This is a genomic window from Paenibacillus lacisediminis, assembly GCF_046567315.2.
The window spans coordinates 207545-219719 of the sequence record NZ_JBKIAX020000006.1 but is presented as its reverse complement, the minus strand read 5'-3'; the positions used below and the strand labels follow the sequence as shown (position 1 = coordinate 219719).

The window sequence follows — 12175 nt, the reverse complement described above, 5'->3', positions numbered from 1 at the left end:
CACGGACTTTAAATAAAGATGCGAAGAGAACAAGGAGGTATATCCCATGAAAAAACGGTTGGCAATGACAGTAATTGGAGCTTTAATACTTTCGGTGGCGATGACCGCTTGCGGAGCCGGCAGTGGAGGGCCGGAGACGAGCGGAAAGAAAGAGCAGCCTGCCGAGGAAGGGGGCAAAACCCGGCTGACCTTATCGGTTCAGGAAATGACTCCCTTTTATGAAGCGTTGGAGCGTAAGTTTGAAGCGAAATACCCGGACATCGATTTGAACGTCCAGGCTTACAAGCAAGCCGGAGAAGAGAGTAAGCCCGGCGATTTGGAGGAGTACCGGAAGTCGATCAATACGGAGTTGCTCTCGGGGCAAGGAGCTGACGTGTTCGAGCTCGACAGCTTGCCGATGGGCGATTATGTCGGAAAGGGCCTGCTTTTGAACATGGATTCACTGTTGAGCCAGGATAAGACCTTGAAAACGGACGATGTGCAAATGAATGTGCTGGAGGCGATGAAGGAAAGCAGCGGCCTGTACGCTGTTCCGGCCGGCTTTAGCCTGAGAGCGTTTATCGGCGACGGCGAGGTGTTGAAAGACGCAGGCATCCAGGAGGAAACCTGGACCTGGCAGGATTTTGCCAATGTTGCGAAGACGTTGACGCAGGGCAAGGAAGGGATTTATGCAATGGCTGATTACCCGCCGGAGATGCTGACACAGGAAATGGTGGTCGACAGCTACGGGACGTACGTGGATTCGGCGGCGAAAAAAGCGAAGTTCGATTCGCCAGAATTCGTGGCGCTGCTGCAGCAAGTGAAAAAGATGTACGATGACGGCATCATGACCGGGGACACGGCAGAACTTGGCAAGCAGCTGTTCTATTCCGCCGTCTTGTTCGAACCGGCCGATGTAATCAACGTTACGCATACGTACTTCGACCACCCGCAGCTGCTGCAAAAGCCCCACAGCGCGGAGCAATCCGGCGCGATGCGGATCATTCCCCTTACCCAGCTTGGCATCCGTGCGAAGACGCCCGTCCGGGAGGAAGCCTGGAAGCTGGTGAGCTTCCTCCTGTCCGAAGAAGCGCAATCTATACGAGACCGCAGCGGATTTTCGCTGCTCAAATCGGTGAACGGGCAAAAGCTGGACGAGATCAAGCAGCAAATCGGGGAAGGCACCTACAAACTGCCTGACGGAAACGCCGTGAAGGCGGAGGATGAGGAATTCACCCGGTTCCAGCAGCTATTGGATCAGGTAGACCAATATTCGCAGCTCGACGGGAAGGTGATCGCCATCGTGGGCGAGGAATCGCTGGCGTTCTTTAGCGGGCAAAAATCCGCGGAGGAAGCGGCAAAATTGATTCAAAACCGCGCGACGACCTTTTTGAACGAATAAGCCGGCGCCTCCACGCAGAAAAATCCCGCGGCTGCGGATCGGCATTGCCCGACTCGCTGGTCCGCCACAGGTGCATAAGGAACTTACGATCGAACACGTGCTGAACGAACATTTGAGATCGCAGAAGACTCAAAACCGAAAAGGGCGTTTGACAAAACAATAGAAAAGCACGCAAACCACCAGGCTGCCGGAGAAACTCCAGCCACCGGCCAGCGAAAAACATAAGGGCGTAAAAGGGCGTTATTCCGGCGATATCCGTCCATTTGAGAGGAATAGAGGAAAATGATGTCGCTATTCTCTCCGGTCGCAAGTAAATGTACGCGTTCCGGGGCATGCATGGGAAAATAAGTACAAAAAATGCACGCTAATGAGGATGAACATGCCTAGTTCCGGATCATAAGCACATAAAGTTCCGCTATTTTGAAGGTCCAGCTGACGTTTCGCCGTTCCAGCAGCCGGCTTGGTGCGGCTGTAAAGCGCCGATTTCTAGGTTGGGCCAGTAAAATAGAGAAGTAAATGCCTGTTTCCTATCTAAATATTATTCCTTCATAAGCGGCAAGTCCGGCGGCAGTTTCGTCGGCTCGATGGGGATTTTACGGCTGATGCATCAGGAAATACGGTCGGACACGTCGAACAGCCGGACGTTGCTTGGTCCAGCGTCCAGATTGGAAAATGTCCAATTGAATTGGGATTTTACTGGAAAATATGGCGGTCTGATTGGATATTTTCCAATAGATGAGGATCAAGCAGGATGAAAAACAGGCGATAGAGTGAGATCTATTGGATATTTTCCAGTGAAAGCTCAAAATGGCGTTCGATATCTGCCAATCTATTGGATTTTTCCAATGGGAGGAAAGAAGGTCGTAAAAACGGGGGCTGACCGAAGGCGATTGTATCATCGCCTCGGCCAGCCCCAGATCCCTGGTGCAATAAATTCGCCGGTTTAAAAATCAAAGTTGTCCGGATCCGGTCCGACGCGAAGATTTTCGTTCAAAGCGCCGATCCGCTCCATATCCTCCGGGCTCAGCTCAAAGTCGAAGACGGCCGCGTTTTCGGCGATCCGGTGTTCCGTGGTCGATTTCGGAATCGTGACCACGCCGTTTTGCAAATCCCAGCGGATGATCACCTGGGCTACCGATTTGCCGTATTTCCCGGCGATTTCCCGCAGCGCCGGGTGATCCAGCAACTGGCCTTGCATCAGCGGCGACCAGGCCTCCATTTGAATGCCGTGCTCCCGGCAGAAAGCCTGCACCTCCGTTTGCGTCAGACGCGGATGGTATTCGACTTGGTTGACCATCGGCTTGATCTCCGCGTCCTGCATCAAGTCCTCCAGATGATGAACTTGGAAGTTGCTGACGCCGATCGCCTTCACTTTTCCCGCTTTGTACAGCGTCTCCAGCGCTCTCCAGGCTTCGTTGAATTTACCGGCCACCGGCCAGTGAATCAAGTATAAGTCGAGATATTCCAGCCCCAGCTTTTTCAGGCTTGTCTCATAAGCGGCTAGAGTCTTTTCATAACCGAGATCGGCGTTCCATACTTTCGAGGTGACGAACAATTCCTCCCGGGGGATTCCGGCTTCCTTCAAACCTTCGCGGATACCTTGGCCGACCCCCGCTTCATTCTCGTAGATGGCTGCGGTATCGATGCTGCGGTACCCGTGGGTGATGGAGAATTTGACCGCGTTTACCAATTCGGGGCCTTCCGCCACTTTAAATACGCCGAGGCCGAGCCAGGGCATGCTTATTCCGTTACGCAGCGTTGTTTTATCTTGCAGACTTGAAATCATTATGATTGAACCTCCCATTGTAATTGTTGTTGTGCTGTAATTGTTGTTGTGCGTGCGATTCGCGGTGATCCTTTCTTTCCAGGGCGCGGCTCCAGCCCGTCAGGACAACGGCGGCCGCCACCATAAGCGCTCCGATCCAGGAGGTATGGATCAAGCCGATAGAGTCGGTGATGACACCTCCCAGGTAAGATCCGATAGCGATGCCCGCATTAAAGGCGGCGATGTTGATCGCGGAAGCGACATCCACCGCCGACGGGACAAAACGTTCCGCCAGCATGACCACATAAACCTGCAGCCCGGGCACATTCATAAACGCGAGCAGGCCCATGAGCACGATCGTAATCAGACCGGCCGCCTTATATGGCGCCGTAAACATCAGGGCCAGCAGCACGACCGCCTGGATGATGAACATATAAAACAAGGCTTTGATCGGTTGGCGATTAGAAAGTTTCCCGCCGATCATGTTGCCGATCGCTATAGCAATGCCGTATACGAGCAAAATGACGGCGACGGTTCCTTCACGGAAACCGGTAATCTCCTGGAGAATCGGCGACAAGTAGGTAAAGACGACAAAGGTGCCTCCATAGCCTAGCGCGGTAATCAAAAACAACAGCAGCATCCGGCCGTTGGCCGCCAGCTTAAACTGGTCACGGAACTTGGCGGGCGCTCCTTTCCGCAGATCGGACGGAACCAGCATGCTGTTCGCGATAAAAGCCAGCAGGCCAACGGCTACGATCATGAAGAAGGCCGCGCGCCAACCGAACTGCTGGCCAATAAAGGTGCCTAGCGGCACCCCAGTGACCGTGGCGACGGTCAGACCGGTAAACATGATCGAGATGGCGCTGGCCCTGCGGTCCTCCGGTACCAGGTCGGCGGCGATCGTGGAGCCGATCGACATGAATACTCCGTGCGAGAACGCGGAGATCACGCGGGCCGCAAGCAGCATGCCGATGCCGGTAGCCGTGGCGGCCAGCGTATTGCCGATCATGAACACGATCATGATCCACAGCAACAGCGATTTGCGCGACATTCCTGATGTCACGGAAGTTAGGACGGGTGCTCCAATGGTGACGCCCAAAGCATATAAAGAAACGGTTAAGCCGGCGGTGGTCACGGATATGTGCATATCGTCCGCGATGAGCGGCAGCAAACCGACGCTGATGAACTCGGTCGTTCCGATCGCAAAAGCGCTCACCGCTAAAGCCAGCAACGCCAGCGTGCTCCGTTTTTTATCCAGAGTCATTTCTTTCCCTCCCCAAAGATGATGTTGCCATAAAGGATAAGCCTATCCAAAAGGTATACGGCGGACCCGGGCGGCAAATGTTATTATGGAATATAGCGTTGTTAATGAGAAGTACGCACTTTGAAGTAATATAGGTACCGTGTGGTAATATAGGTACTTTGATGTGCCTAAGGCTATAAGGAGAGATGGGAATGAAACAGAAAAAATACAACATCGCCGTGGAGGCCACGCTGGAGATCATCGGGGGAAAGTGGAAATGCGTCATTTTATGCCACCTGACCCACGGGCGCAAGCGCACCAGTGAATTGAAACGCCTGATGCCTGATATCACGCAAAAAATGCTCACCCAGCAATTGCGTGAACTGGAGGCGGACGGCATCATTCGACGGATCGTATATCACGAAATTCCGCCTCGTGTGGAATATGAGCTGAGTGAATACGGACAAAGCTTGCGGGGTATTTTGGACGCGCTCTGCGCCTGGGGCGAGCAGCATATTCACAAAGTTTACGGGAGTTACGAGGTATTAGAAGAGAACGTGCTGAACGAACATTTGAGATCGTAAAATAGCCCAGAACCAAAATGGCGCTTGCAAAACATCAGAAAAAACTGCAAACCACAAAACTGCCGGAGAACCTCAGCCAGCGAAAAACATAAGGGCGAAAAAAGGCGTTATTCCGGCGATATCCGTGTATTTGAAAGAAATAGAGGAAATTTATGCCGCTATTTTCCTCGGTCGTAAAGAAATGCCTGCGTTCTGGTCCATTCATAGGAAAATAAGTACAAAAAATGCCGCTAATGAGGATGAACATGCCTGGTTCCGGATCATAAGCACATAAAGTGTCGCTATTTTGCAGACTCAGTCGACGTTTCGTCGTTCCAGCAGCCCGACTCGGCTGTAAAGCCCCGATTTCTAGATTGAGCCTGTAAAATAGAGAAGTAATTGCCTGTTCTCTATCTAAAAATTAAATTCGGTGAAGCGGAAAGAGGGACAAGAGGCAGCATGGCAACCAGCATTGTCCCCCATTTGTGTTTGTCCGCCCCGCGTTAGAGGAGTTCACCTGGGATATCGATAAAGACAGGCTCTAACAGCTTCACGGGATTCCGGGCAAAATCCCAACCGCCGATTGCGGTGATGCGGAATCTGCCTGGGCTTTGGAGCTTCAGGTAATCAGCCGTGCTGGGGTTCAGCTCGATTCTGAATTCATGTCGGCTGAGCATCGTCACGGTGTAATCTCCGAAGGGATTCAAGTGCTCCGTGTCCTCATCCGTGAAATCGCCGCCGGCCGAGTAATCAAGCGTGATGCCGCCAAAGTCCGGCGAAACCGACAGATCCTCACTGAAGGTTAAGCTAATCGTTCCGTCTTCGTTATAAGTGCTGCCGGTTACGGTTGGCGGCGTTTCGTCAAACGTAATCTTAAGCTCTTGGCTGCCGAGCACGACGCCGTTCTCCCAAAGATTAAAGAACAGGGACGCTTCCGAATTTTCCGCCGCTTCCTTGGCAGGAATCATGATGATCCCGTCACTGCTTTGAATGATAGAAACGAGATCGGAGTATGTGCTCAGCGTGACCGTAGCGATCACGGCATTGGCGGACGGATCGATCACGTTAAAGACGCCCTTTTCCGGATCATATTCGAAGCTTCCGGCTGTTTCACCGCGCTTGATTTGCAAGAGGTCCTTGATATTCCGCTTGTTGTAGGAGTATTCCGCTCCTGCGGATTCGGATATATCCCCGGATGAGATTGTAACGGCGGCCTGATCCGGCAAAAGACCGCTGTTCAGATAAAGCGCGGCTCCCTCAACCAGCTTGATTTCAAGCGGCAGTTCTGGGGCGGCGGTCAATGACACCAACGCTGACGGGGCCGACACATTGCCGGCGGAGTCGACCGCGTAAACCTTATAATCCCCTTCCGTGAGGCCGGAGGTAGGGATTTCGGCCATGCCGTCGGCTGCGGAAACGGCCGCCCGGCTGGCGGCTGCTACGGAGACCAGGGCATCCAAATCTGCTTTGGTCAACGGATTTTTGGCGGCCGGGACAAGGTAAACGTAGCCGGCTTCGCTGGATTTGACGGCAACGGCTTGTCCGATCTTCACCGGTGAAGCGGATACAACCGTGACCTTGGGGGCGGTTGTATCCGGCCGGTTTGAACCACTGCTGCCGCCGCTGCTATTGCTGTTTCCGCGGCCGGCAATCAAAGTTCCGCCGCCGCTGTTCGTGCCGGTTGCCGCAGGAGTTGTTTCAGGCTGCTTGGATGCGTCCGTATCACCTTCGGAAGGTTTCGTGTCCGGGGAAGAATCCTCGTTTTTAAGAGTGTCCAGCGTTTCGATGAATTTGCTGGTGAGCGAAGCCACCTCTTGCCTTTGCGCGCTGCCGTCGGGTTTAAACGTGCCATTGGGATAGCCGGAGATGAGGCCCAATTCAACGGCTACTGCGACCGCATCCTTGGCGTAACCGGAAATGGAAGCCGCGTCGCTGAATTTCAGGTCCGCCGCTTTACCGGCCGCATCAACCCCAAGCGCCCGCACCAGAATAACCGCCAAATCCTGCCGCGATAAATTGTTGCCATTGCCGAAAACACCGTTACCGTAGCCGTTAATCAAACCGGCTTTAACCGCGGCTTCCACGGCACTATAGGCATAATTGGCTGCGGGCACGTCCTGGAAGGTGGCCGACGCCGGGGGCGCCGACACATCCAGTCCCAGCGCTTTGGCGAGGATGATGGCAAAATCCTGGCGCTCAATGGTTCCTGTCGGATCGAATTTCCCGTTGCCCTTGCCGTTCAAAATCCCGGACTCCGCAAGCTTCACGATCGCGTCTTTGGCATAGGAGCCATCGATGTCCGTGAAATTGGTTGCCGCATGGGCCGGCAGCGCGCAGGCGCTAAGCAGGGCTGCCGTGGTCATTACCTTGATATAAAGCTTTTTGCTCAAGAAAGTTCCCCCCCATCAACTTGTAATCTTTCATTTCCCCTCTGGCTGTCTGAAAATCTAGTTAAAGTAAATATATAATAGTTTAAAAAATATGTAATCAAAATTTTATGCATGCGAAAAAGCCCTGCCCCATGACTCACAAAACTATTCTAACGGATGCCACAACCGCTATTTGTCCCAGAAACGTTGATTTCAAAATCTAACGGTTGCCACGGCGCTTATTCCACTGAAACCCGGCTCATTTTGCTTAGATTCAGGCAAATAACGGCGATCACAACCGTTAGAATTCTGAAAAGGGCGTTTTTCGTAAAATAGCCGCTGCTACAACCGTTAGATTTCATGATCATTTCCCCAGGAAATCTGGAATGTATCTGGCTTTCTCAGATAAATAAAGTTGTGGCCGTCATAGTGTCGACAATGACCATTGCCGATACTCTGACGGCCACTTTTGCACCAACCGGCTCCCGCTTACCGGAAATCCGGCGGAATGCGCCGGGCCACTCCGGTCGACATCGCCGCGATCACGATCGCCTTGCGGACCAGGGGAACCACCTGGTCGTTGAAAATGCTTGGAATGATATATTGCTCATTCCGCTCCTCGTCCGTCACGGACGAGGCGATCGCCTCCGCCGCGGCCAGCTTCATCGCCTCGTTGATCCGTCTGGCCCGGCAGTCGAGCGCGCCGCGGAACAAGCCGGGGAAGACGAGCACGTTGTTGATCTGGTTCGGATAGTCGCTCCGTCCCGTGGCGACCACGGCCGCGTGCTTCAGCGCTTCCTCCGGCCTGATCTCCGGCTCCGGATTGGCCAGCGCAAACACGATCGGGCGCTCGTTCATCGCCCGGATATCGGCGCCGGCGAGCAGGCCGCCGGACGAGACGCCGATGAACACGTCGGCCCCGGGCAGAACGTCCTTCAGCGCGCCGGCGCGTGCCTCCACCTGCGGCTGCTCCGCCAGCCACTGCCACATCGGATGCTCGTATTTGCCCCCGAACACGATGGCCCCGGCTCTATCCACCGGAACAAGCCGGGTGACGCCCGCGGCGAGCAGCATTTTGCAGATAGACACGCCGGCCGCGCCGACGCCGCTCACAACAACCCGCACCTCGGACATCCGCTTGCCGACCACCTTCAGCGCGTTGATCAGGCCGGCGGTGACGACGACCGCGGTGCCGTGCTGATCGTCGTGAAACACCGGGATATCCAGCTCTTCCGCCAGCCGCCGCTCGATTTCAAAGCAGCGCGGGGAACTGATATCCTCGAGGTTAATCCCGCCGAAAATCGGAGCAACCGCTTTGATGGTGCGGATGATTTCCTCAGTGTCGCTCGTATCGAGGCATAACGGAAAAGCGTCCACCCCGGCCAATTGCTTGAACAGCATCGCTTTGCCCTCCATAACCGGAGCGGCGGCGTACGGACCGATGCCGCCAAGACCAAGCACGGCGGTGCCGTCCGTAATCACGGCGACGGTATTGCGTTTGATCGTCAGCGAAAACGCCTTGGCCGGGCTTTCGTGAATCGCCTTGCACACTTTGGCGACGCCGGGAGTGTACACCTGCGACAAATCGTCGCGGTTGCGGATCGGCAGCGTCGGCTTGATGGAGATTTTGCCGCCGAGGTGCATCAGGAACGTGCGGTCGGACACATTGATCAGCCGGACGCCGGGCAGCTTGCGCAGCGCGCCTACGATGGCGGCCTCATCACGGTCGCCCGTGTCCACGGTGATGTCGCGGATCGACGAGCCTTTGGCCGAAGAGATGACGTCGATCGACGTAATGTCCCCGCCGGCGTGGCTGACCGTTGCGGCGACATCGCCGAAGCTGGCGTGCTCATGGTCCAGCTCCAGCCGGATAATAATCAGCGTAGTTGCCATAGTTAGACCCATCCCCGCCATTTTACGGCCTCGGTCATTCTTTTCAGGCCAACGATATAAGCGGCCAGCCGCATATTGACGCCCCGCAGCCGCGAGGCCCGGTACACCGTCTCGAACGCGGCGGTCAGGAGGTCGGCCAGCTTTTTGTTGATTTCCTCCAGCGTCCAATAGTAACCTTGATTATTCTGCACCCATTCAAAATAGGACACGACCACGCCGCCGGCGCTGGCCAGCACGTCCGGCACGATCAGGACGCCGCGCTTTGTCAGGATTTCCGTCGCCGCATACGTCGTCGGACCGTTGGCCGCCTCCACCAGCAGCTTCGCTTTGATGTCGGGAGCGTTCTCTTCCGTGATTTGATTTTCGATCGCCGCCGGGATCAGGATATCGCAATCCTGCACCAGCAGCTCCCGGTTTGTAATTCGGCCTGGAAACAGGTGGGACACAGTTCCGAACGAGTCGCGCCGGTCCAGCAGTTCGAGGATATCGAGCCCGTCCGGGTTGTACAAAGCTCCGCGTGCGTCGGCGATTCCGACGATCACCGCCCCGGCGTCGTGCAGGAACTTGGCCAGGTAACCGCCGGCGTTGCCGAAGCCTTGGATAATGACGCGCGAGCCTTCGACGCTCATGCCGGCTTTTTTCACCGCTTCTTGCAGCACGATCGTCACACCGAGCGCCGTCGACGATTCTCTGCCCAGCGAGCCGCCCAGCACGACCGGTTTGCCGGTGATGAAGCTGGGCGAGTCGAACTCGCGGATGCGGCTGTATTCGTCGAGCATCCAGGCCATGACCTGCGAGTTGGTATAAACATCGGGCGCCGGAATATCCTTGGTCGGACCGACGATCTGGCTGATCGCCCGGACGTACCCCCGGCTGAGCCCCTCCAGCTCGCGCAGGGACATGGTGCGGGGGTCGCAGATGACCCCGCCTTTTCCGCCGCCGTACGGCAGGTTCACAATGCCGCATTTGATGCTCATCCACAGTGACAGGGCCTTGACCTCCTCCTCCGTGACGTCGGGATGAAACCGCACGCCCCCTTTGGTCGGACCGACCGCATCGTTATGCTGGGCGCGGTATCCGGTGAACACTTTGACCGAGCCATCGTCCATTTTGACGGGAACCCGCACCGTCAGCGTCCGCAGCGGTTCCTTCAGCAGTTCGTACATCGCCGCAGGCTCGTTCATCGTCTGCAGGGCAGTCCGGATCAACTGCTGCGTGCCAGTGAGCACGTTCCCGCTTTCCGCGTTAATGAGCTTCCCTTTCATGACGTCTATCCCCTTTTCATGTCCATATTTGCACTATATTCACATCGGCAATAGTATCGGCAATCGTATCGCTATTCATATCGGGAATCTTCGCAGCAGCGTTATTTTTTTCGCGAGGTCAGCTTGGCCTGCGTGAACAGCAGCAAATAATCGTACCCTCCCGCTTTCGAGTCGGTGCCGGACATGTTAAAGCCGCCGAACGGCTGGCCTCCCACCAGGGCTCCGGTGCACTTGCGGTTTACGTAAAGATTGCCGCAGTGCATCGTTTCCAGCGCTTCGGAGATCCGGTCTTCATCCCGTGAGAAAAAAGCTCCCGTCAAACCGAACTCGGTGTCATTAAACAGCCGGATCGCTTCCCGCCAGTCCTTCGCTTTGCCGATCGCCAGCACCGGCCCAAAGATCTCCTCCTGCATAATCCGGGCCTTGCCGTCCACGCCGGCAAAAACCGTCGGCTCGATATAAAATCCTTGTGCGCCGGCCACGTCGGCTGGGCGGCCCCCGGTCAGCAGCGTACCCTCCTGCTTGCCAATTTCGATGTAGTCCAGCACCTTCCGGAAGGAGCTTTCGTCGATCACCGGGCCGATGGGAAAATTGTGCTCAGACAGCCCAATCGTCAGCCGCTGGGTTAACTCCACCACTTTTTCCACGACCTCGTCATACACCGCCTCCACAATAAAAGCCCGGGACCCGGCGGAGCATTTTTGCCCCTGGTAGCCGAACGCAGAGGTGACGATCGCTTGCGCAGCCGCGTCCAGGTCGGCAGTTTCGTCCACCACGATCCCGTCTTTGCCGCCCATTTCCGCTACGACCCGCTTGATCCAGATTTGCCCGGGGGCGGTGCCGGCCGCCAGCTTGTTGATGTGCAGGCCCACCTCCTTCGAGCCGGTGAAGCTGATAAACCGGGTTTGGGGATGCGCCGTCAAATAGTCGCCCACCTCCGCGCCGCTGCCCGGAATAAAATTGAGCACCCCGGCCGGCAGGCCAGCTTCCTCCATTAAAGCAGCGAACCTGGCGGCTATTACCGGCGTGTTGGAGGCGGGTTTCAGCAGAACGGTGTTCCCGGTGACGATGGCCGCCGAGGTCATGCCGGCGCAGATCGCCAGCGGAAAGTTCCAGGGCGGGATTATGACGCCGACGCCAAGCGGAATGTACGTCAGCCGGTTTTCTTCGCCAGCCACCGGGGTGAGCGGCATCGTTTCGTTGATTTCGCTCAGCCGGATCATTTCCCGCGCGTAAAAATTCAGAAAATCGATCGCTTCCGCCGTGTCGGCATCGGCTTCGGCGTAGTTTTTTCCGGCCTCGAGAACCATCAGAGCAGAGAACTCGTGCTTGCGCTCCTGCATGATGGTGGCGGCCTTCAGCAGAATTTCCGCGCGCGTTTGCGCCGGTGTTTTTTTCCACGACTCAAACGTCTCCAACGCCGTCTGCATTGCTTTTTCGGCTAGCGCCAGGTCGGCTTTGCTCACTAACCCAATCGTCTCTTCTGTCTGCCCCGGGTTGAAGGAACGGATCTTGTCTTCCGTAAAAATAAGCTCGCCGCCGATGCGCAGCGGATATTCACGCCCCAACTCGGACTTGACCTTGGCGATCGCCTCCTGTATGGCCTGCTTGCCGGGGTCCTGGCTGAAATCGGTAAAAGGCTCGTTGCGGAAAACATCCAGTTTTGCCGTTTTGCTCATAAGGGAAGTCTCCTTTT

The 12175-nt window shown here is 55.7% G+C and carries 8 protein-coding genes; 2 read left to right on the top strand and 6 right to left on the bottom strand.

From position 1 onward, the window contains the following. Window positions 1-46: 46 nt before the first annotated feature. Entirely contained in the window at window positions 47-1381 is a 1335-nt protein-coding gene (locus ACLD72_RS13980; protein WP_410995523.1) for an ABC transporter substrate-binding protein, read from the top strand. Between the two features lie 943 nt (window positions 1382-2324). On the opposite strand, the gene ACLD72_RS13975 is transcribed toward ACLD72_RS13980, so the two are convergent. Further along, window positions 2325-3167: an aldo/keto reductase gene (locus tag ACLD72_RS13975; protein WP_410995525.1), complete on the bottom strand. Its 843-nt coding sequence runs from the start codon at window positions 3165-3167 to the stop codon at window positions 2325-2327. Beyond that, a complete protein-coding gene (locus tag ACLD72_RS13970; RefSeq protein WP_410995526.1) occupies window positions 3145-4410 on the bottom strand; it encodes an MFS transporter in 1266 nt (421 codons plus the stop codon). Before ACLD72_RS13970 ends, ACLD72_RS13975 begins: the two co-directional genes overlap by 23 nt. 191 nt (window positions 4411-4601) lie before the next feature. On the opposite strand from ACLD72_RS13970, the gene ACLD72_RS13965 reads away from it, so the two are divergent. Then, window positions 4602-4973 carry a winged helix-turn-helix transcriptional regulator gene (locus ACLD72_RS13965; RefSeq protein WP_128630506.1) on the top strand — a complete coding sequence of 124 codons (372 nt, stop codon included), beginning with the start codon at window positions 4602-4604 and terminating at the stop codon, window positions 4971-4973. A gap of 482 nt (window positions 4974-5455) precedes the next feature. Here the strand turns inward: ACLD72_RS13965 and ACLD72_RS13960 are convergent, their stop codons facing one another. The 4 genes from ACLD72_RS13960 to pruA form a co-directional block, all read right to left on the bottom strand. Then, window positions 5456-7342, bottom strand: a complete 1887-nt coding sequence (locus tag ACLD72_RS13960; RefSeq protein WP_410995527.1) for an S-layer homology domain-containing protein — start codon at window positions 7340-7342, stop codon at window positions 5456-5458. Between the two features lie 468 nt (window positions 7343-7810). Continuing rightward, window positions 7811-9214, bottom strand: a complete 1404-nt coding sequence (locus ACLD72_RS13955; RefSeq protein WP_410995528.1) for an NAD-dependent malic enzyme — start codon at window positions 9212-9214, stop codon at window positions 7811-7813. Window positions 9215-9216: 2 nt separating this feature from the next. Beyond that, window positions 9217-10479 (bottom strand): Glu/Leu/Phe/Val family dehydrogenase, encoded by a 1263-nt coding sequence (locus ACLD72_RS13950; protein ID WP_410995529.1) that lies wholly within the window; start codon window positions 10477-10479, stop codon window positions 9217-9219. A 101-nt stretch (window positions 10480-10580) separates the two neighbouring features. Next, a complete protein-coding gene (gene pruA / locus ACLD72_RS13945; protein WP_410995530.1) occupies window positions 10581-12158 on the bottom strand; it encodes an L-glutamate gamma-semialdehyde dehydrogenase in 1578 nt (525 codons plus the stop codon). Window positions 12159-12175: the final 17 nt, after the last annotated feature.